Raw genomic sequence first — 20,343 nt, 5'->3', positions numbered from 1 at the left:
CTACGCACTTTCTCACCGGAAGCCGCTGCCGGCCGCCCCGCCGCTATGACGGCGGGTAACGTGAAATTATTTCACGATCCAGCCAGGCGTTCCATCTCGCGCTGCATATTGTCGATGGCGCGCTCGTTGTACTGGTCGGCAAAGTAGTCGTTGCCGAACAGCAATCCCGACTCCGCCTTGCGGCACAGGTGGGCCAGCGCGCCGCCGCGCTGCTCGCGGTACTTGGCGTCCGGCAGGTGGATGTATTCCTGGCGGATGGCACGCGCATAGTTCTGGTAGACCTCGTCGTCCTGGCCCAGGATCGCCAGGTCCACGCTGAGCATGGTGTCCTTCAGGCGGTGGCTGATCGAGGCTTCCTGGAAGTGGTCGGTGGCGCGTATCAGTTCGGCGGCGTCGGCCATCTCCTGGCCCAGGTGGCTGCCCAGCCACAGCTGGGCGCTGGCTTCCTCGTTGGTCAGCGCGCCCGGCTCGCCGCTGTGGCCGTACTCGGCGTCATGGAACCAGAACGCCTGCTTGACGATGTCCACGTCCACCGGATCGGGCCGCGTGTTGGCCGCCCACACGCGGATCTCGCACAGGCCGTGCACCAGGTGGTCGAGGTTGTGGTAGTGGCGCGCCGGGCCGCCGTAGGCCGTGGCGCCGGTCAATTGCACGAACCACTGGTCGGCGTGGGCGATGGCGGTGGCGTCGCGGTGCTCGTAGTCCCACAGCGCCTCCCACTCCTTGCGCAGCCAGCTCAGCACCCAGGCGTGGTAGGCCGGGCCGGGCACGAACTTCTTCATGATCCAGTTCCAGCCGATCGGCCCTTCCAGCGCCTTGACGAAGCTGGAGCTGACCGAGCCCAGGTCGCGCGGCGGCATGACGAAGATGGTCTTGGCGCCCTGCAGCACGTCGACGTTGGTTTGCTGGATCAGGTTTTCGTAGTCGAAATCGGCGGTGGTGCGGATGCCGCGGATCAGGCAGTGCACGCCCTGCTTCTTGGCCGCGCGCGCCGTGTAGTCGCCCTTGACGATGACCACCTGCACATTGTCCCAGCCCTGCTCCGCGCAGCTGAGGGCGATGATGCTCTTGCGCTCCTCCGCCGTGAACTTGGGCTTCTTGGCCGGGTTCTCGGACAGGAAGACCACCACCTCGTCCGCCAGCGAACGGGCTTCGTTCATCACCCACATGTGTCCGTTGGTGATAGGGTCCAGTGTGCCCGAAAAGCCGATTTTCCTCATACGCCGCTCCAACGCCATGTCAAACTGGCATTTTAGACTGGAGTGGCCTTTGCAGTCTCGGGAAAATCGACTTTGACCAGCAAGCCGCCCAGGCGCTCGGACTGGCCCAGGGTCAGCACGGCGCCGTGGCGCTCGGCGATGGATTTGATGATCGCCAGCCCCAGACCGCTGCCGCCGGCCTGGCTGCCCGGCACGCGGTAGAAGCGGCCGAACACGCGCTCGCGCTCCTCGGGCGGGATGCCGGGGCCGGAATCCTCGACGCTGAGCACCACGCGGCCGGCCGCCGCTTTTGTGGCGCCGGCGCTACGGCGCAGGTCGATATCGACGGTACCGCCAGCCGGCGTGTACTTGATGGCGTTGTCGACCAGGTTGCGCAGCAGGATGATCAGCGCGTCCGGCTGGCCGCCCACCGACGCGTCGTCGTCGGCGTGGTGCAGGCCCAGGTCGATCTGGCGCGCCTGCGCCAGCCCGGCCATGTCGCCCAGCGTGCGCTTGACCAGCTCGCTCAGGTTGACCGGCTCCAGCTTGACGTCGTTGGCCGAGCCCTCCTGGCGCGCCAGCACCAGCAACTGTTCCACCAGCCGCGTGGCGCGCTCGATGCCGGCCGTGACGCGGCCGATGGCCACGCTGCGCGCCGCCTCGTCCTGCGCGCGCTCCAGGCTCAGCACCTGCAGCTTGAGCGCGGCCAGCGGCGAGCGCAACTCGTGCGCGGCGTCGGCCACGAAGTGCTGCTGGGCGTCAAAGGCGGTGCGCACGCGGCCGAACAGCAGGTTGAGCTCGTGCACCAGCGGCAGCACCTCGTCGGGCAAATCGTTTTCGGAGACGGGAGACAAATCGTCCGCCTGGCGCGCCGCCACCTGCCGCTTGACCCGCGACACCGGCGCCAGTGAGCCGCTGACCACCCACCACACCACCAGCATCAGCACCGGCGCCATGACGGCGATCGGGCCGACCGTGCGCAGCGCCAAGGTGCCGGCCATGCGCTGGCGCACCGCCATGTCCTGCGCCACCTGCACCGTCTGGTTGCTGGTCTGCACGGAGAAGATGCGGTAGGTCGTGTTGTTGGCCTTGACGTTGGAGAAGCCCAGCACGGCGCGCTGCGGCAGCGCCGCGCGCGACAGCGAACGGAACACCTGTGCGCCGTCCGGCGTCCACACCTGCACCACCAGGTCGTCGTTCTCGGGATCGGCGGCCGTGTCGGCCGCCTTGTTGGTCAGCGTGGCGCTGGACCGCAGCGACATCGCCATCTGCTGCATGTGATAGTCGAAGATCTGGTCGGCGTCGCTGAGCGCGCTGCGGTAGGCGATCATGGCCTGCGCGAGCGCGGCCATGGTGATCGCCGCCAGCAGGAACCACAGCAGGCGTCCGCGCAGCGAGTGCGTCACCACGGGCACCCGTGGCAGCGACGGCAGCTTGACCTTCATGGCCTTCATAGCTTGGGGACCATGTATCCCAGGCCGCGCACGTTCTGGATCAGTTCCGCGCCGAGCTTCTTGCGCAGGCCGTGGATGTAGACTTCGACCGCGTTGCTGTTGACTTCATCCTTCCAGCTGTACAGTTTTTCCTCCAGCTGGTGGCGCGACAGCACGATGCCGGGGCGCGCGATCAGCGCCTCCAGCACCGCCCATTCGCGCGCCGACAGGCTGACCTGCTTGCCGTCGGCGATCACTTCGCGGGTTTGCGGATTGACGCTGACGCCGCCGTGTTCGAACACCGGCTCGGCGCGGCCGGCTGAACGGCGCAGCAAGGCGCGGATGCGCGCCAGCAGTTCGTCGAGGTCGTAGGGTTTGAGCACATAATCGTCGGCGCCGGCGTCCAGGCCGGCGATGCGCTGTTCCTTGGCGTCGCGCGCGGTGGCGATCAGCACCGGAGTGAGCTCCTTGCGCGCGCGCATCGAGCGCAGCACTTCCAGGCCGTCCTTGCGCGGCAGGCCCAGGTCCAGCAGCACCAGGTCGTAGGTCTGGGTCTGCAGCGCGGTGTCGGCCATCGCGCCGTCCTTGACCCAGTCCACCGCGTAGTGCTCGGCCCTGAGCAGGTCGAGCACCACTTCGCCGATCATCGTATCGTCTTCCACCAGCAGAAGTCGCATATTGTTTCCTTTCTGTTTTTGTGTTGCGTTCTGCCGGCCCGACTTAACCGAGTCGCACCGGAATGAAGATTTTATCGTCGCCGCGCTGGATCAGCAACGCCACCGACTTGCCGGACTTGTCGACCACCTCGCGCACCTGCTCCACGCTGTTGACCGGCCGGCCGTTCACCGACAGCAGTACATCGCCCGGCTGCACGCCGGCGTTGGCCGCCGCGCCGCGCGCATCCTCGATCAGCAGGCCGTTCGGGATGCCGGACTGGCGCTTCTCGATGACTTCCAGCGGACGCAGCGACAAGCCCAGTTTCAGCTTGGCGCTGGCCTGGCCGGTGCGCTCGTCGCCATCGGCGGCCGCGACCTTGTCGTTGGCGTTGCCCAGCGTGGCGCTCAATTGTACCGGCTTACCCTGGCGCCAGACTTCCAGCGTCACTTTATCACCCGGCGAGGCCAGGCCGACGATGGCCGGCAAATCGCCCGAGCTGATGATCTTGGTGCCGTTGATGGTGCGGATCACATCGCCCGCCTTCAGGCCGGCCTTGTCGCCGGGGCTGCCCTTCTCGACGTTGGCCACCAGCGCGCCTTCCGGCGTGGCCAGGTTGAACGAATCGGCAAAGCCCTGGTTGACCTCCTGCACGGTCACGCCCAGCTTGGCGTGGGTGACCTTGCCCGTGGAGACGATCTGGTCCTTGATCTTGCCGGCCACCTCGATCGGTATCGCGAACGACAGGCCCTGGTAGCCGCCGGTCTGGCTGTAGATCTGCGAGTTGATGCCGACCACCTCGCCGCGCGTGTTGAACAGCGGTCCGCCCGAGTTGCCGGGATTGACGGCGACGTCGGTCTGGATGAAGGGCACGTTCCCGTCGGGCAGCGAGCGGCCCTTGGCGCTGACCACGCCGGCGGTGACGGTATTGTCGAGGCCATATGGCGAGCCGATCGCCAGCACCCACTCGCCCACTTTCAGGTCGTTGCCCTTGGCCAGCGGGACCACCGGCAGGTTCTTGGCGTCGATCTTCAGCACGGCCACGTCGCTCTTCGGATCCGAGCCCAGCACCTTGGCGCGGAACTCGCGGCGGTCGGTCAGCTTGACCACCACCTCGCTGGCGTCGCGCACCACGTGGGCATTGGTCAGGATGATGCCGTCGGCGCTGATGATGAAGCCCGAGCCCAGGCCGTGGGTCGGCATGCTGCGCTGGCCGCCGCGCTGCTGCGGGCCCTGGAAGCGGCGGAAGAATTCGTAGAAGGGATCGTCGGCGAAGGGATCGCCACGGCCGCCCTGGTCGCCGTCGTAGGAGGCGGTCTTGGTGCTGCCGGTGACGCTGATGTTGACCACGGCCGGGCCGTTGTGGGCCACGATGACGCTGAAGTCGGGCAGCGCGATGGGCGGCGCAGGCACGGCGACTGGCGCGGCAGCCTGCACCGGCGCGGCCGCTTGCACCACGACGGGGGCGGCGGCGACGGCATTCCCTTGTTTGACAACGGCGGCGCCACCCACGCCTATCACGCCCAGCACTGCCACGGCGAGGGCTGCACGTTTGAGAGTAGATTCGGACATAGCTGCACTCCTGAATTGAATGAGGTTTGTAGATGTATCCAATATGAAGGTAAAAACTTAGACCCGTCTTAACAATACAATTGCTTACAAGCAGCCGAGCTTATGTGAAAGTTTACGCAAAACTGGCCGGATATACCGGCCAGTCGTCCTACTCAGTTACGGAAGCTCAGGCGGCCTGGCGCTGCTCCAGGGCGGTGACGTTGTCGCTGCCGTCGATGACGATCTTGCGTGGCTTGAGCGCCTCGGGCACTTCACGCACCAGCTCGATGTTGAGCATGCCGTTGTCGAAGGTCGCGCCGGTCACCTTGACGTGGTTGGCCAGCTGGAAGCGCTGCTCGAAATCGCGCGCCGCGATGCCGCGGTGCAGATAGGTGCGCTCGGTGGTGTCCTTCTGCTTGCGGCCGACAACGTGCAGCGAATCGCGCTCGAAGGTGATGTCGATTTCCGAACGGTCGAAGCCGGCCAGCGCCATGACGATGCGGTACTTGTCTTCCGAAACGAGTTCGATGTTATACGGTGGATAGCTCGGGGTCGAATCGCCGCGCTGGGCGTCGTTGAGCATTTGTGCCAGGCGGTCAAAGCCGATGGCGGAACGATACAGTGGGGTCAGGTCAAAAGTACGCATGGTGAATATCCTTTTCAAGTTAAGCGATATGGGCGGGGAAGATTCCCCTCGGTGGTCCCCATCTGGGCAACCACTGAGTCCGATATAAGGATGGTTTTCGGGCCTTTCAAGGGCTTGAAAAACGGCCTCAAGATCCCCAGCGCCGCAAAAATTTTAAAAATATTTTCGCTGCGGCGCGCCATGCTTTTGCAAGATTTATAAGTTGCCTGCGTGCTACACTCGCCTTCTTGTCCAACCTCGTTATCGACCACATGTCCATGTCCCGTGCCGCCCTCGCCATCCTGTTGGCTACCGCCTTCAGCGCCCAGGCAGAAGCCATCTCCGAACAGCCTTACCCAGGCACCATCGTCTTGAAAGTGGACGCCACCAACACGGCGCAGCAGATCTTCCGCGTGCGCGAAACCATCCCCGCCAAGCCCGGCAAGCTGACCCTGCTGTATCCGCAGTGGGTGGTCGGCAACCACGGCCCCAGCGGCGCGCTCAGCCAGTTCGCCGGCCTCAAGGTCAGCGCCAACGGCAAGCCGCTGGAATGGAAGCGCGACACCGTCAACGTCTACGCCTTCCACCTGGAGGTGCCCAGGGACGCGTCGGCGGTGGACGTGGAGTTCCAGTACCTGTCGCCGACCGAGGCCAACCAGGGCCGCAACACGATGACCAACGACATCCTCGGCGTGCAGTGGCAATCGGTGACGCTGTACCCGGCCGGCTACAACAGCCGCCGCATCACCATGCAGCCCAACCTGACGCTGCCGGCCGGCTGGCAGTACGGCTCCGCGCTGGAAACGGCCGCGCGCAACGGCGACGAGATCGCCTTCAAGCCGCTGGACCTGGAGGCGATGATGGATTCGCCGCTGTTCGCCGGCCGCTACTTCCGCCGCTACGACCTCGATCCGGGCGCCACGGTGCCGGTGCACCTGAACGTGGTGGCCGACACGCCCGAGCAGCTGGAGGCGACGCCGGAACAGCTCGCCCCGCACCGCGCCATGGTGCAGCAGGCCTACAAGCTGTTCAACTCGCGGCACTACCAGCACTACGACTTCCTGTTCGCCATCAGCGACGAGTTCGGCGGCATCGGCCGCGAGCATCACCAGTCGAGCGAGAACGGCGTCAGGACGGGTTACTTCACCGACTGGGCCAAGAACGAGGCCGGCCGCGAACTGCTGCCGCATGAATTCACGCACTCATGGAACGGCAAGTTCCGCCGCCCGGCCGACCAGAACGTCCCCAACTTCAACACGCCGCTGCAGAACTCGCTGCTGTGGGTGTACGAGGGCCAGACCCAGTACTGGGGCGCGGTGATCGCGGCGCGCTCGGGCCTGATCAAGCCCGAGCACACGCGTGACCTGCTGGCCGCCACCGCCGCCCGCTACGACAACACCCGCGGCCGCGAATGGCGCGCGGTGCAGGACACCACCAACGACCCGATCGTCAACGCCCGCCGTCCGCAAGGCTGGAACAACTGGCAGCGCGCCGAGGACTACTACTCGGAAGGCGAGTTGATCTGGCTGGACGCCGACACGCTGATCCGCGAAAAATCCGGCGACAAGCGCTCGCTCAACGACTTCGCCCGCAGCTTCTTCGGCGTCGACGACGGCGTCAGCGTGGCCAAACACTACACCTTCGACGACGTGGTGAAGGCGCTCAACGCGGTGCAGCCGTACGACTGGGCCGGCTTCCTGCGCACCCGCCTGGACGGCCACGGCCCCGGCGCGCCGCTGGACGGCCTGGCGCGCGCCGGCTGGAAGCTGGTCTACACCGACAAGCAGACCGAGTTCCTGAAAGCCAGGGAAGACCAAAGCAAGTCGGCCAACTTCCAGTACTCGCTGGGCTTCTCGGTGGGCTCGGACGGCAAGCTGGAAGGCTTCGTGTGGGAAGGCGTGGGCTTCAAGGCCGGCCTGTCGGGCGGCAGCACGCTGCTGGCCGTCAACGGCCGCGCCTACAAGGCCGAGGTGCTGCGCGCCGCCGTCACGGCCGCCAGGACCGGCAAGGAGCCGATCAACCTGCTGGTCAAGAAGGGCAGCTTGTACCAGACCTATGCGCTCGACTACCACGGCGGCCTGAAGTATCCGCGCCTGGAGCGCATCGAGGGCACGCCGGACCGTCTTGAGGCAATTCTGCAACCGCTGAAGTAACATTGTCGTTTCGACGGGGCGCCGGCCGCTTGTGGCGGCGCCCCGCCGGGTTATACTGGTTCCATGCCAGACCGGACCGATCCCCGCCCTCCACCGCGCACCGAGCTAGACCAGCTGCGCGTGTCCGACCGCATTTTCCACGCCCTGCTCGACAACGCTCCCATCCTGATATCGACCAAGGATTTGCAAGGCAATATCACGATGGCCAACCGCCATTTCGACATCCTCGACGGCTACGACGCCGCCCACTATGTCGGCGCCAACGTGTTCGAGCTGTTCCCGCGCGAGATCGCCGAACAGCTGTGGCGCAACGACCGCACGGCGGCGCTGGAGCGGCGCGCCATCCATGAGGAGGAAACGGTCTACCATCGAGACAAGACGCTGCACACCTACATGACCGTGAAGTTCCCGCTGCTCGACGACGAGGGCCGGGTCTACGCCACCTGCGCCGTCTCGACCGACATCACGGACACCAAGGCCGCGCAGATCGACAGCGTGACCGACGAGCTGACCGGCTTGAAAAACCGCCGCTACCTCAACATCCGCTTCGGCGAGGAACTGAAGCGCGCCCGCCGCGACCAGCGCCTGCTGACGCTGCTCTTGATCGACGTCGACCGCTTCAAGGAATACAACGACAGCTACGGCCACCCGCGGGGCGACCAGGTGCTCAAGGCGGTGGCCGACGCCATGCGCCACGCGCTCAACCGTCCGGGCGATTTGTGCTTCCGCATCGGCGGCGACGAGTTCGCCTGTCTGTTCGTCAGCAACAGCGCCGATGAAAGCCAGGTGCTGGCCGAGCGCATCCGCGCCGACGTGGCGGCGCGCCGCATCCCGCACCAGGGCAACGCGCCGAGCGGCCATGTGACGCTGTCGCTGGGGCTGGCCTTCATCGCGCCGGACGCGGCGTTGAGCCAGGAGCAGGTCTACGAACAGGCCGACCAGGCCTTGTACCGGGCCAAGCGCCTGGGGCGCAACACCGTTTCGCGCTAGGCTGCCCCGCCCTGGCCCGGCCTTGGCGTTTGCGGATTTTGGTGTATGCTGAGCGCTATGAACAAAGACACCGACATCCAACTCAGCGGCCCTTTCAAGGCCACCGACGGCTCCGGCCGTGCCCACGACGCCAAGGCGATCCGCATCTTCGACGAAGGTTACGGCGCGATCGACGTGTATGTGGACTTTTCCGGTTCGATCAGCGGCCTGCACAAGGACAAATCGCTGATCGACGCCGTGGTCGCGCAACTGCGCACCGTCGGCTACAAGGGCCCGGCCCTGACCGCCGGCGATTCCGTGCTCCAGGAAAGCAAGCTGCTGGTGCTGGAAGCGCCGGACGAATTCAACACCTTCGCCGCCGGCAAGGGCTGGAAAGACCTCGCCGAAGAATTCGGCGACGAATAAGCCTTAGTTAAATAACTTCTTCAACGCATCCTTCACGTCGATCTTGATTTTCTTCGACTGCTGCTGCTCGCCCGGCTGGACGGCAGCGGGCTGCTGCGCATCGGAGGGCATGTCCGCCGCCGCCACCAGCCACTGCGCCGGCTTGGGCGCCGCCAGCTTGGGCATGGCTTCAGCGCCGAAGGTCTTCTTCATGTAGGCAAGATCCATATCGGCCTTGTTGTTCAGGATGGAGCCGTCTTCACGCACAAAGCTGGGCGTACCGCCGGCGCGGCTGCCCACCGCCGCCAGCACCTGCTTCAGATAGCGCGCCGCCTGCTCGGCATTCTTGGGATCGAATTCGCAGCCATGGCTTGGCGCCGCGTCCAGCGTGGTCCAATACTTCCTCCACGCCGCGGTGTTGTTGTCGGCGCACCAGATGCGCGACACGGTCTGCCACTTCGCCACGCCGCCACTGTAATCCTGCAGCGACATCGGCACGACGTAGAAAGTAGTGTTCACGCCGCTGCCTTTTTTCATGAAGTCCTGCTCGAAGCGCTGGCAGAAGCCGCAGTCGACCGCCGAGAACAGCACGATCTTGCGGCCGCCGCCATCGCCGTAGCTGACCTTGATCAGCTTGTCGTAATCGATGGCCGCGAGCACTTCCTGCTGCAGATCGCGCAGCTCTTCGCCGGTCATCTTGCGTGGCGGGGTGGTGGTGGTGCTCAGCACCTGGAAGCCGTTGATGTCGCCGTAGATCGTGCCCGCTTCGTTGATGATGCCGACGAACGCGCCCGTGTTGTCGTTCAACACGTACATGCCGCGCACCAGCGTCGGTATGGCGCGGCTATTGTTTTCGGTGATGCCCAAGGTCCGGTTGGCGCGCGCCATATTGGCCAGCAGGTTGTGCGTCGCGCTGCGGCCATCCGCCTGCGCGGGCGGCGCCAGCAGCGCGCCAGCCAAGCCCATGACGGCGCCGAGTACGCGCCACTGTCCGATGCTCTGTTTGAATACGTTCATCGCTAATATCCCTGATGTGCCGGCGTCGCCGGGAATTAAACAAAAGAAAATATTATATATCAACGTTATTCAGATATAGCGATCGCTCCAGGCCGCGATCAGGTTGGCCACGTAGACGGCGTCGTCGCGGTCGGTCAGCAGGTGATCCGCGCTGTCGAGCGAGATGAAGCTTTTCGGATGCTTGGCGGCGGTAAAAATCTCCATCGCGTTGCTGATGTCGACCGTGTCGTCGCCCGGCGCGTGCATCACCAGCAAGGCCCGCTTCAGGGCCGCGATCTTCACCTTCAAATTGTGCCCGCCCGCATCCTCGACAAACTGTTGCCGGATGCGGAAAGGCCTGCCCGCCAGCTGCACCTGCGCCTCGCCCTCGACGGCGATCTGGTCGAGGTGCTGGCTGAACAGACCCGTCACGCGCACCGGATGGCTGGGCGCGGCCAGCGTCACCACCGCCTTGGCCTCCGGCACATCGCCAGCCACCGCCAGCACCGCCGACCCGCCCAGGCTGTGGCCGATCAGCAGGCTGGGCGCCTGGTGGCTGGCGCGCAGGTAGGCGGCCGCCGCCAGCAGGTCCGCCAGGTTCGACGAGAAATTGGTGTTGGCGAACTCGCCCTCGCTCGCGCCCAAGCCGGTGAAGTCGAAGCGCAGCACGGCAAAGCCATGCTCGGTGAGCGCCTGCGCGATGCGGCTGGCGGCAAACACGTCCTTGCCGCAGGTGAAACAGTGGGCGAACAAGGCGTAGGCGCGGATGGCGCCGTCCGGCACGTCCAGCCGCGCGGCCAGCTTCTGGCCGTCGGCGCCGTGGAATTCCTGTCGATGTGATCGCATGCGCTGTCCTTGTCCCTGTCCCGTGGTTGATGGCAGACGCTATTTAACCAAACAAACCGTGCAGATACCAGCGCGCCGACTGCTCGCCCTCGTGGCCGGTGCGCTCGCGGTACAGCCAGTAGTGGGCGTGGTCCTCGCCCTCGGCCATGAAGTAGTCGCGGGTTTGCATGGCGCCCCACCAGCCGGCCTCGATGCGCTCACCGGTCGACATGATCTTCAGCGGCGAGCCGTAGTAGGGCCGGTGGTCGCGCATCAGCAGGGGGATGGGCTTGGCCAGCAGCCACGCCGGACGCGGCAGGCTGGGCATGTCCGGCGGCAGCTGGGCGCGGGCGTCGGCCGGACGGATTTTTTCCTGCACGCTGACCCAGGCATTGGCCTGCTCGGGGCGGTAGTCGGCGCGCGGGGCCGCCTGCAGCACGTTCTCCGGCCCCAGCCGCGCGGTCAGCAGTTCCAGCAGGCGCTGCCAGTCCTCCTTGCTGCCGCCCGGCTCGGGGAACAGCGAGTCGCTCGGCGGCGCCATCGGCTGCACCTGCGGCGCCTCCAGGCACAGGCCGATCACCGGCGCATCCAGCACCTGCTTGGCCAGGCGCTCCTTGAGCAGCCGCACCAGATGCTCATCGCGCCAGGTCGGCTCGGCCAGCACGATGTCGATCACGGTCGGCGGGCCGGCCACCTTGCCGCGCTCGTGCTCCAGCAGCAGGCGGATGCGCTCGACCGCGAACTGGCGCGCGCTGAGCCAGCCGGTCAGCTGCTGCAACAGGCGGCGCGCGCCGAACAGCAGCGCCTCGGCGTTTTCCACGCGGTCGAACAATTCCAGCCTGGCGCGGAAGCTGGCCGGCGCCTCCAGCCATTGGTGCATCTCGGCGCGCTCGCCGTGGGCGTCGTCCAGCATGTCCAGCAAGGCGCGGCCGCAGCGGCGCTGCAAGCCGGGACGCGGTAGGCGGCGCATCTCACCCAGCGTCAAGCACCCGATGCCTTCCAACCAGCTCAGGTAGGGCCGAGCCGGAGGCAGCAGGCTGCAGGGCAAGCGGTCCATGCGCCGCACTAACGCGTCCATCGTCAAGGCCCGCCCGGCGTTGCTGCGGGCCAGCAGCCAGGCGCCGCGCGCGGTGGGCGCGCAGCTCAGCCAGGCCGTGAAACCAAGCGCCTCCATGCTGGCCGCCACCTGCCGGCACAGCGCGCGGATGCCGCCGAACAGGCGCAGGCTGGCGCCGATGTCGAGCAGCAGCGTGCCCTCCTCCGCCTGCGCCAGCTGCGGCGTGAACTGCAGCAGCGCCATCGCCACCGCGTGCTGCGCGTCCGCCTCCAGCTGCGGCGCGCGCTGCTGGAACTGCGATTGCGGCGCCAGCATCAGCGCGCCGCCGCGCCGCATGCCGGCCTCGACGCCGGCCTGCCGCGCCAGCGCCGACATGGCCACCACCCGCTCCTGCTCCAGCACCACGGTGCAGTGGTCAGCCGACCAGCGCGGGCAGAATACTTCGAGCGGGAGCCGTGGCAGGTGTAGTCCGATCCAGAGGCGCATGGCGTTGTAAGAGCGATGGGGTTAGGGGCAAGAACAAGGGCGTGTCGCGCTGCGGCCCTCGTCGCTTGACAAAGCCGATGTTGACGCCGCCCGGCGCCGTGTGCAGCGACAGCCGCAGCGGCGCCGGCGAGGCATCCTGCGCGGCGGCCAGCGGACGCAGCATGCAAAACAGCGTGTCCCCGCTTTGCGCCGCCAGGTGCAGGCGGCGCAGCGTTTCGCCGCGCGCGTGGTTTTGCCACAGCAGCAGCGCGCCGCAGCAGCCGCTGCGCAGCACTTGTTCGGCCGCCCATAAAGCGTCGCCGCTCTTGGCGCCGCTGCGTATCCACACCAGCTGCGACGGTTCCAGCCCCAGCGCGGCCAGCGCCAATGCCTGCGGCGCGTGCGGCGGCTGCAGCAGCACGATGGGCCGCTTGCCCAGCCCCAGCAACGCCGGCCGCAACAGCCGCAGCTCGCCGATGCCGTGCTGCTGCACCAGCAGGTCGATCAGCACACCCAGCGGCCAGCCGCCGCCCGGCAGCTGGGCCGACAAGGCGGCAAAGCCGGTGTCGGCGCAGCGGGTGGCGCTGTGCGCCAGTTGCGACGCCAGCCATAACGATGGGTGGACGGCTTCGGGCGCCAGGGTGGCTGAAGAGGTGGCGGATCGGCTCATGGTGTGGATGGGATTCTACCGCAAATACTGTACAAATACACAGTACTATTTGCGGCGGCTTTTGGCAAGGCCGATCTCTGTATCGTGCGCCCCATGCTGTACCATGTGGTTCAGGCAACTTAACAATAAGGACATCCTTTGCAAACCATTCAACTGGTCGGCGCCATCCTGTTCGGACTGGCGCTGCTGCACACTTTCGCGGCCAAATCCTTTGAAATCCTGTCGCACCGCCACCCGCGCCACGCGGGCCTGTTCCACCTGCTGGGCGAGGTGGAGGTGGTGTTCGGCTTCTGGGCCTTCATCCTGATCGCCGCCATCGCGCTGCTGAGCGGTGGCGAGGCGGCCGTCCATTACGCCGAGTCGCGCCAATACACCGAGCCGCTGTTCGTGTTCACCGTGATGGTGGTGGCCGCCTCGCGGCCGGTGCTCGACATCATGGAGCGCCTGCTGCTGGTGCTGGCGAAGCTGCTGCCGATGCGGGTCGAACTGGCGCTGGTGTGGTTCGGCCTGGCGCTGGTGCCGCTGACCGGTTCGCTGATCACGGAGCCGGCCGCGATGACGCTGGCCGCGCTGATGCTGGCGCCGCTGGTGTTCCGCGACGGCATGCCGGAGTGGCTGAAGTACGGCGCACTGGGCGTGTTGTTTGTCAACGTCTCGATCGGCGGCACGCTGACCGCCTACGCCGCGCCGCCGGTGCTGATGGTGGCCGGCACCTGGCAATGGGACAGCGCTTTCATGGTCACGCATTTCGGCTGGAAGGCGGCCGTCGCGGTGGCCATCAACGCGACCGCTGTCACTTTCATGCTGCGCAAACATCTGCGGACGCCGGCCGCGCCGTCGGCTGAGGCTGCTGCGGCGCCGGCGGTGCCGTTGGCGGTCACCGCGATCCACCTGGCCTTCCTGGCGGCGGTGGTGCTGCTGGGCCATCATCCGGTGCTGTTCCTCGGCATCTTCATGCTGTTCCTGGGATTCACGCAGGCTTACCAGCGCTACCAGAATCCGCTGATCATCAAGGAGGGCTTGCTGGTGGGCTTCTTCCTGGCCGGGCTGGTGGTGTTGGGCGGCATGCAGCAATGGTGGTTGCAGCCCATCGTCGAAAGCTTGCCGCCGACGGCGCTGTTCTTCAGCGCGCTTGGGCTGACGGCGATTACCGACAACGCCGCGCTGACCTATCTCGGTTCGCTGATCCAGGGGATTTCGGCGCAGTCGCAATACATGCTGGTGGCTGGCGCGGTGGCCGGCGGCGGCTTGACGGTGATCGCCAACGCGCCGAATCCAGCCGGCGTCTCGCTGCTGCGGCGCGGCTTCCAGGATGAATCGATAGGCGCTATCGGCCTGCTGGCCGGCGCGCTGGCGCCGACGATCGTGGCTGCGCTGGCTTTTCTGCTGTAAGCACTCCGACGTGGAATTTCAATCCAAGCGCGCGCACGACTTTCAGGATGGTCGCGAAGCTTGGATTGCCATCGGCGGACAGGGCTTTATATAAACTTTCGCGGCCCATGCCAGTCTCGTTGGCAAGTTGCGTCATCCCGTAGGCACGGGCGATGTTGCCAAGCGCCTTGGCAATGAACGCCACGTCATCGCCCGCCTCCTCAAGGCAAACCTCAAAGTACAGAGCCATGTCTTCTTTGGTCTGAAGATGTTCGGCACTATCCCATTTTTTTAATTTCAGCTCCACTATGACCTCCTACAGTTGTTGTGCCAGCGCTTGCGCAGCTACGATGTCCTTGGCCTGGGACGATTTATCTCCGCCCGCCAACAAAATAATCAGCGAAGCACCTCGGAACGTGTAGTACAGGCGATATCCGGGACCATAATCGATACGCATCTCGGAAACGCCATCTCCTACAAACTTATGATCGCCCAGGTTGCCGTCCTCCGCTCGATCAATACGTACCTGAATGTAGGTACGGGCTCTACGGTCTCTCAGGCAACGAAACCATGAACTAAAAAGTTCGGTCTGAAGGATATCCATATTCCAGAGGGCCTAATCTGATTGTATTCCATGGGATACACCAAGACAAGGACGATTTTATCCCATCATTCGGCATCAGAATGAGCAACTGCGAACTTCAATGATATGCATCAGGTGCGCCGATGGCGTGAGAAAAATTCCAGCATCATCTTGCTGGCATCGGGGCCGGCTTTGGCGTTGAAGGCTAGTGCGGGGTCGCCGCCGCTCCAGGCGTGCTCGAGGTCGGCGATCCGGGCGACGCGTAGCAGCAATTTTCTGCCTTCGTAAAAATCGTGCAGTTGGTGGGCGTTGTGGCGGCCTCCGCGTCCTTGAGGCTTGTGGGTGATCTTCGGTGCGGCGGACAAGTTATTCAACAACCGGCTTTGGCGGAGCAGCTGGAGTTGGTTGATCGGTCGGACTACCTGGTCGCCTTCGCCCTGGATCAGGATCGCGGGCATGCCGGGGAATTGCGGATGGCGCGTCAGCACTTCTTGTGCGGCGGCCTCGGATCGTGTGGCGGCGCCGTGCTGCATCACACCCAGCGCGCCGATGGTGTTGTGGCCCGCGCCGAAGACCGGGCCTGAATGCAGTCCGACGGCGGCGAACAATTGCGGATGATTCAGCGCGATGATGTTGGCCATGCCGGCGCCGGCCGAGATGCCGGCGATGTAGATGCGCGAACGGTCGATGGCGTATTGCGTCATCACCTTGCCGATCATGCCGACGATGGTGGGGACGTCGCCGCCACCTTCCTGCGTGGCGCGGTCGTACCATTTCCAGCAGCGTTGCGCCTGCACGCTGACCAGTTGCTGCGGGTAAAGCACGGCGTAGCCCATTTGCTCGGCCCACTGGTTCATGCGCGTGCCTTGTGCGAATTGGGTCGCGGTCTGGTGGCAGCCGTGCAGCATCACCAGCAGGGGCAGGCCTTTGCGTTGCGTTTCTTCAGGCGGATTGTTTGGCAGGTAGAGCCAGTAGCTCATGCGGCGTGTCGGGGTGGCGTAGTGCGATGCCAGCCATTTGCCCGGCGACGGCGGGACGTGTGCGGCGGGCGATGGAGCGGCGCTGCGGCGGATCGTGGCGTCTGGCGCTGCGGGCGGCGTGGTGCGAACTCGCGGCGCGGCGAGTGGCGTGGCGACGCGCACTCGTGGGGCAGCCGGCTTGGCCGGCTTGGCCACCTTGGCGGCGGGCTTGCGTTTTCGTTTGGGCTTGGCGGCGGCAGGGGCGCTGAACAGTGCCGTCACGAGCTTGCTGACGGAGCGGCTTTGCCGCGTCCCCGAGCGGACCAAGGTGCGCAACAAACTGCTGGCGGCTTTCTTCATCGCGGCGTTCTCCTGTTGCGATAAAGTCTACTTGAAACCCGCCCCAGCCTGCGTGCGCCAGCGCGCATAACAGGTGCTTAGCGCTGCATCGACTCCCATACTTTCTGCAGCCGTTTGGCCGATACCGGCATCGGCGTGCGCAGCTCCTGCGCGAACAGGGACACGCGCAACTCCTCCAGCATCCAGCGGAATTCCACCATCTTCGGATCGGTGTTCTTGCCGGCCGATTTGTCCTTGTTGGCGCGCTGGTAGAGCATCGCGGCCTGCTGCCATTCGGCCATCAGCTTGGCGTCGCGCGCGGGGTCGCCGCGCAGCTTCTCGATGCGCACGTTCATCGCCTTCAGGTAGCGCGGGAAGTGCGACAGCTGGCTGTACTCGTTCTCCGACAGGAAACGCTTGTTGACCAATCCCTGCAACTGCGACTGCATGTCGGCCGCCGCCTGCGCGGGCAGCCCTTGCAGGCGCTTGGGCAGGCCGTGGAACTCGGTCAGCACTTGCGACAGCAGGCGCGCGATCTCGTTCACCAGCAGCACCAGGCGCGATTTGCCTTCGTCCTTGCGCTTGGCGAAACTGGCCGCGTCGATCGGCAGCGGATCCTGCAAGCAGGCGATGTCCAGAGCCTTGTTGATGATCTGTTCGCGCAGCTCTTCCTGCGTGCCCATGCTCATGAACTGCATGCCCATCTGCTGCAGGCCGGGGATGCTCTTTTCGATGAACTTGATCTGGTCCTTCATCTGCAGCGCGAACAGGCGGCGCAGGCCGATGCGGTGCGTGCGCGCGGCCACGGTCGGATCGTCGAACACTTCCAGGTCGCAGTGCGTGCCCTTGTCCACCAGCGCCGGGAAGCCGATCAGCGTCAGCTTGCCCTGGGCGATTTCCAGCAGCTCCGGCAGCTCGCCGAAGGTCCACGAGGTCAGGCCGGTCAGCGTGATGCCGCTGGTGGCGGTCGGCGCGGCGGCCGTCGCCTGCGCGCCCTTGCCTTGCGCCGCCGCTGGCGCACCGGCTTTCGCCGACGCGGACGGCGCTGCGCTGCCGCCCGTGCCCAACGCGCGCATGCTCACGCCCTGCCCGCCCGACGACTCGGCCATCTTCTGGAAGCTCTCGCGTGCCTGTGTGCCGAATTCCGCCTGCAACGTGGCGAGGTTGCGGCCCATCTCCAGCTGGCGTCCGTGCTCGTCGATCACCTTGAAGTTCATGAAGTGGTGCGCCGGCAGCGTCTCCGGCTTGAAGTCGCTGGTCAGCACCGAGATGGTGATCTGCGCGCGGATGTCGGCGATGATCGCGTCGATCAAGTCGCCCCGTCCGAACACGCCCGCTTCGTGCACACGCTCGCAGAACTTGGCGGCGTAGTCCGGCAGCGGCACACAATGGCGGCGCAGCTTCTGCGGCAGGGATTTGAGCAGCAGGTGAACCTTCTCCTTCAACATGCCCGGCACCAGCCACTCGCAACGCTCGCGCGGCAGCTGGTTCAAGGCGTATAGCGGCACGGCCATGGTCACGCCATCGCGCACGCTGCCCGGTTCGAAGTGATAGGTCAGCTGCATCTCCAGCCCCGTCACCGACATCATCTTCGGGAACAGGTCGGTGGTCACGCCGGCCGCTTCGTGGCGCATCAATTCGTCGCGGTTCAGGTACAGCAGCTTCGGCTCGGCGGCCGTCGCATCCTTGTGCCACTTCTCGAAGCCGGCGCCGTTGACCACATCGGCCGGAATCAGCTTGTCGTAGAAGGCGGCGATCAGTTCATCGTCCACCAGCACGTCGAGGCGGCGCGACTTGTGCTCAAGGTTTTCGATTTCCTTGATCAGCTTATGGTTGTGCGCGAAGAACGGCGCGCGCGTTTCGTAGTCGCCACCGACCAGCGCATCGCGGATGAAGATCTCGCGCGCCTCCACCGGGTTGAACAAGCCGTAGTTGATGCGGCGCTGGCTGTACACCACCAGCCCATACAGCGTGGCGCGTTCGGACGCGGTAACCTGCGCCGATCTCTTTTCCCAACGCGGTTCGCCCCACGATTTTTTCAGCAGGTGGCCGCCGACCTTCTCCAGCCACTCCGGCTGGATCTGCGCCACGCAGCGCGCGTACAGGCGCGTGGTGTCGACCAGTTCCGCCGCCATGATCCACTTGCCCGGCTTCTTCAGCAGCGAGGAACCCGGCCAGATGTTGAACTTGATGCCGCGCGCGCCCAGGTAGCCGGCGCCCGGTTCGTCCTCGCTCTTGAAGCCGATGTTACCCAGCAGGCCAGTGAGCAGCGCCAGGTGCAGGTTCTCGTACGTGGCCGGGGTTTCGTTGATGCGCCAGCCCTGCTCCTTGACGATGGTCAGCAGCTGCGAGTGCACGTCGCGCCACTCGCGCAGCCGCAGTTGCGACAGGAAGTTGGTGCGGCAGTTGTCCATCAGCTGGCGATTGGTCTTCTTGTGCTCAATCGCGTTTTCGAACCATTTCCAGATCTTGATATAACTGAGGAACTCCGACTTCTCGTCGGCGAACTTCTTGTGCGCCTCGTCGGCGGCCTGCTGGTGCTCCATCGGCCGGTCGCGCGGGTCCTGCACCGACAGCGCGGAGGCGATGATCAGCATCTCGTCCAGGCAGACGTTGTCCAGCGCAGCCAAAATCATGCGGCCCACGCGCGGGTCCAGCGGCAGCTTGGCGAGCTTCTTGCCCAGTGGCGTGAGCTGGTTGTATTCGTCGACCGCGCCCAGTTCCTGCAGCAGCTGGTAGCCGTCGGCGATGGCGCGCGCCAGCGGCGGTTCGATGAACGGGAAGGTCTCCACGTCCGTCAGGTGCAGGGACTTCATGCGCAGGATGACCGACGCCAGCGACGAGCGCAGGATTTCCGGCTCGGTGAATTTGGGCCGTTGCAGGAAGTCCTGCTCTTCGTACAGGCGGATGCAGACGCCATCGGCCACGCGGCCGCATCGGCCGGCGCGCTGGTTGGCCGCCGATTGCGCGATCGGTTCGATCTGCAGCTGCTCGACCTTGTTGCGGTAGCTGTAGCGCTTCACGCGCGCCAGGCCAGCGTCCACCACGTAGCGGATGCCCGGCACGGTCAGCGAGGTTTCGGCGACGTTGGTGGCCAGGACGATGCGGCGCGCGTTGGTCAGCTTGAACACGCGCTCCTGCTCCTCGGCCGACAGGCGGGCGAACAGCGGCAGGATTTCCACGTGCGGCGGATGGTGCTTGCGCAGGGCTTCGGCGGCGTCGCGGATTTCGCGTTCGCCGGGCAGGAACACCAGCACGTCGCCCGAGCCGAGACGCGCCAGTTCGTCGACGCCGTCGACCACGGCGTCCATCAGGTCGCGCTTTTCGCGGGCGGCGGCGGTGCGCTGGCCTTTGCCTTCGGCGTTGGCCACGGCCGGATTCTGCACGTCGCTTTCAATTGGGCGGTAGCGCACTTCCACCTTGTACAGGCGGCCCGAGACCTCGATCACCGGCGCCGGTTTCTCCGGCGTGCCGAAGTGGCGCGAGAAGCGGTCGGCGTCGATGGTCGCGGAGGTGATGATCACCTTCAGGTCCGGGCGGCGCGGCAGCAACTGCTTCAGGTAGCCGAGCAGGAAGTCGATGTTCAGGCTGCGCTCGTGCGCTTCATCGATGATGATGGTGTCGTAGTTCTTCAGCAGCGGGTCGGTCTGCGTTTCGGCCAGCAGGATACCGTCGGTCATCAGCTTGACCGAGGCGCCCTTGGTCAGCGTGTCGGCGAAGCGCACCTTGAAGCCGACCGTGACGCCCAGCGGCGTGCCCAGTTCCTGCGCGATGCGCTTGGCGGTGGACGAGGCGGCGATCCGGCGCGGCTGCGTGTGGCCGATCAGGCCTTTCTGGCCTCGGCCCAGCTCCAGGCAGATCTTCGGCAGCTGGGTGGTCTTGCCGGAGCCGGTCTCGCCGGAGACGATGATGACCTGGTGGCCTTGCAGCGCTTCGGCGATTTCGTCGCGGCGGCCGGAGACCGGCAGGTCTTCAGGGTAGGTGATCGGCGGCAGCGGGTTGCGGAAGGCGCGTTCGGCTTCGCGGGCGGCCAGTTCCTCGGGCGTCAGGCGCGGCGGCCGGCCCTCGCGGCGCGGCGGCGGCAGCGCG

17 protein-coding genes are annotated in these 20,343 nt (G+C 65.7%); 4 read left to right on the top strand and 13 right to left on the bottom strand.

The window, feature by feature from the left end; genetic code table 11:
• Positions 1-71 precede the first annotated feature (71 nt).
• The 5 genes from coaD to GTP90_RS11225 all read right to left on the bottom strand — a co-directional run bounded on the left by coaD (position 72) and on the right by GTP90_RS11225 (position 5,483).
• The gene (gene coaD / locus GTP90_RS11245) at positions 72-1,220 is read right to left on the bottom strand and encodes a pantetheine-phosphate adenylyltransferase (RefSeq protein WP_161083605.1); all 1,149 of its coding nucleotides are present in this window, start codon (positions 1,218-1,220) and stop codon (positions 72-74) included.
• A 32-nt stretch (positions 1,221-1,252) separates the two neighbouring features.
• Positions 1,253-2,644, bottom strand: coding sequence for an ATP-binding protein (locus tag GTP90_RS11240; RefSeq protein WP_161083682.1), 1,392 nt, complete (start codon positions 2,642-2,644; stop codon positions 1,253-1,255).
• A 5-nt stretch (positions 2,645-2,649) separates the two neighbouring features.
• Positions 2,650-3,309 carry a response regulator gene (locus GTP90_RS11235; protein ID WP_161083604.1) on the bottom strand — a complete coding sequence of 220 codons (660 nt, stop codon included), beginning with the start codon at positions 3,307-3,309 and terminating at the stop codon, positions 2,650-2,652.
• A 43-nt stretch (positions 3,310-3,352) separates the two neighbouring features.
• Positions 3,353-4,858, bottom strand: coding sequence for a DegQ family serine endoprotease (locus GTP90_RS11230; protein ID WP_161083603.1), 1,506 nt, complete (start codon positions 4,856-4,858; stop codon positions 3,353-3,355).
• A 166-nt stretch (positions 4,859-5,024) separates the two neighbouring features.
• On the bottom strand, positions 5,025-5,483 hold the full coding sequence (locus GTP90_RS11225; protein WP_117011535.1) for an Hsp20 family protein: 459 nt from the start codon (positions 5,481-5,483) through the stop codon (positions 5,025-5,027).
• Between the two features lie 257 nt (positions 5,484-5,740).
• Between GTP90_RS11225 and GTP90_RS11220 the strand changes: the two genes are divergently transcribed.
• The 3 genes from GTP90_RS11220 (at position 5,741) to GTP90_RS11210 (ending at position 9,010) form a co-directional block, all read left to right on the top strand.
• The gene (locus GTP90_RS11220) at positions 5,741-7,615 is read left to right on the top strand and encodes a M61 family metallopeptidase (RefSeq protein WP_254451823.1); all 1,875 of its coding nucleotides are present in this window, start codon (positions 5,741-5,743) and stop codon (positions 7,613-7,615) included.
• 120 nt (positions 7,616-7,735) lie between these two features.
• Positions 7,736-8,605, top strand: coding sequence for a sensor domain-containing diguanylate cyclase (locus GTP90_RS11215; RefSeq protein ID WP_371875043.1), 870 nt, complete (start codon positions 7,736-7,738; stop codon positions 8,603-8,605).
• A 57-nt stretch (positions 8,606-8,662) separates the two neighbouring features.
• Positions 8,663-9,010 carry a hypothetical protein gene (locus GTP90_RS11210; RefSeq protein ID WP_028819595.1) on the top strand — a complete coding sequence of 116 codons (348 nt, stop codon included), beginning with the start codon at positions 8,663-8,665 and terminating at the stop codon, positions 9,008-9,010.
• Positions 9,011-9,013: 3 nt separating this feature from the next.
• On the opposite strand, the gene GTP90_RS11205 is transcribed toward GTP90_RS11210, so the two are convergent.
• From GTP90_RS11205 to imuA, 4 genes are all read right to left on the bottom strand, one after another.
• Positions 9,014-10,006, bottom strand: a complete 993-nt coding sequence (locus GTP90_RS11205) for a thioredoxin fold domain-containing protein (RefSeq protein ID WP_161083600.1) — start codon at positions 10,004-10,006, stop codon at positions 9,014-9,016.
• A 69-nt stretch (positions 10,007-10,075) separates the two neighbouring features.
• A complete protein-coding gene (locus GTP90_RS11200) occupies positions 10,076-10,831 on the bottom strand; it encodes an alpha/beta hydrolase family protein (protein ID WP_161083599.1) in 756 nt (251 codons plus the stop codon).
• Between the two features lie 43 nt (positions 10,832-10,874).
• Positions 10,875-12,353, bottom strand: a complete 1,479-nt coding sequence (locus tag GTP90_RS11195) for a Y-family DNA polymerase (protein WP_161083598.1) — start codon at positions 12,351-12,353, stop codon at positions 10,875-10,877.
• Positions 12,283-13,002, bottom strand: a complete 720-nt coding sequence (gene imuA / locus GTP90_RS11190; protein WP_028819599.1) for a translesion DNA synthesis-associated protein ImuA — start codon at positions 13,000-13,002, stop codon at positions 12,283-12,285. Before imuA ends, GTP90_RS11195 begins: the two co-directional genes overlap by 71 nt.
• A gap of 138 nt (positions 13,003-13,140) precedes the next feature.
• On the opposite strand from imuA, the gene GTP90_RS11185 reads away from it, so the two are divergent.
• Entirely contained in the window at positions 13,141-14,394 is a 1,254-nt protein-coding gene (locus GTP90_RS11185; protein WP_161083597.1) for a putative Na+/H+ antiporter, read from the top strand.
• Here GTP90_RS11185 and GTP90_RS11180 read toward each other — a convergent pair.
• The 4 genes from GTP90_RS11180 to hrpA all read right to left on the bottom strand — a co-directional run bounded on the left by GTP90_RS11180 (position 14,330) and on the right by hrpA (position 20,339).
• On the bottom strand, positions 14,330-14,683 hold the full coding sequence (locus GTP90_RS11180) for an addiction module antidote protein (RefSeq protein ID WP_161083681.1): 354 nt from the start codon (positions 14,681-14,683) through the stop codon (positions 14,330-14,332). The genes GTP90_RS11185 and GTP90_RS11180 overlap by 65 nt on opposite strands.
• 6 nt (positions 14,684-14,689) lie before the next feature.
• A complete protein-coding gene (locus GTP90_RS11175) occupies positions 14,690-14,977 on the bottom strand; it encodes a type II toxin-antitoxin system RelE/ParE family toxin (protein WP_161083596.1) in 288 nt (95 codons plus the stop codon).
• Between the two features lie 110 nt (positions 14,978-15,087).
• Positions 15,088-16,275, bottom strand: coding sequence for an extracellular catalytic domain type 1 short-chain-length polyhydroxyalkanoate depolymerase (locus GTP90_RS11170; protein WP_254451822.1), 1,188 nt, complete (start codon positions 16,273-16,275; stop codon positions 15,088-15,090).
• 77 nt (positions 16,276-16,352) lie between these two features.
• Positions 16,353-20,339 (bottom strand): ATP-dependent RNA helicase HrpA, encoded by a 3,987-nt coding sequence (gene hrpA, locus GTP90_RS11165; protein ID WP_161083679.1) that lies wholly within the window; start codon positions 20,337-20,339, stop codon positions 16,353-16,355.
• Positions 20,340-20,343 lie beyond the last annotated feature (4 nt).

This window comes from Duganella vulcania (genome assembly GCF_009857655.1).
Taxonomy (GTDB): domain Bacteria; phylum Pseudomonadota; class Gammaproteobacteria; order Burkholderiales; family Burkholderiaceae_D; genus Rugamonas; species Rugamonas vulcania.
Note: the sequence above shows the minus strand (reverse complement) of the source record. Positions and strands in the feature narration are given on the sequence as shown.

Coding starts and splice junctions, on each gene's coding strand:
- coaD (WP_161083605.1), bottom strand. CDS start 1,220: ATGAGGAAAATCGGCTTTTCGGGCACACTGGACCCTATCACCAACGGA.
- GTP90_RS11240 (WP_161083682.1), bottom strand. CDS start 2,644: ATGAAGGTCAAGCTGCCGTCGCTGCCACGGGTGCCCGTGGTGACGCAC.
- GTP90_RS11235 (WP_161083604.1), bottom strand. CDS start 3,309: ATGCGACTTCTGCTGGTGGAAGACGATACGATGATCGGCGAAGTGGTG.
- GTP90_RS11230 (WP_161083603.1), bottom strand. CDS start 4,858: ATGTCCGAATCTACTCTCAAACGTGCAGCCCTCGCCGTGGCAGTGCTG.
- GTP90_RS11225 (WP_117011535.1), bottom strand. CDS start 5,483: ATGCGTACTTTTGACCTGACCCCACTGTATCGTTCCGCCATCGGCTTT.
- GTP90_RS11220 (WP_254451823.1), top strand. CDS start 5,741: ATGTCCCGTGCCGCCCTCGCCATCCTGTTGGCTACCGCCTTCAGCGCC.
- GTP90_RS11210 (WP_028819595.1), top strand. CDS start 8,663: ATGAACAAAGACACCGACATCCAACTCAGCGGCCCTTTCAAGGCCACC.
- GTP90_RS11205 (WP_161083600.1), bottom strand. CDS start 10,006: ATGAACGTATTCAAACAGAGCATCGGACAGTGGCGCGTACTCGGCGCC.
- GTP90_RS11200 (WP_161083599.1), bottom strand. CDS start 10,831: ATGCGATCACATCGACAGGAATTCCACGGCGCCGACGGCCAGAAGCTG.
- GTP90_RS11195 (WP_161083598.1), bottom strand. CDS start 12,353: ATGCGCCTCTGGATCGGACTACACCTGCCACGGCTCCCGCTCGAAGTA.
- imuA (WP_028819599.1), bottom strand. CDS start 13,002: ATGAGCCGATCCGCCACCTCTTCAGCCACCCTGGCGCCCGAAGCCGTC.
- GTP90_RS11175 (WP_161083596.1), bottom strand. CDS start 14,977: ATGGATATCCTTCAGACCGAACTTTTTAGTTCATGGTTTCGTTGCCTG.
- GTP90_RS11170 (WP_254451822.1), bottom strand. CDS start 16,275: ATGAAGAAAGCCGCCAGCAGTTTGTTGCGCACCTTGGTCCGCTCGGGG.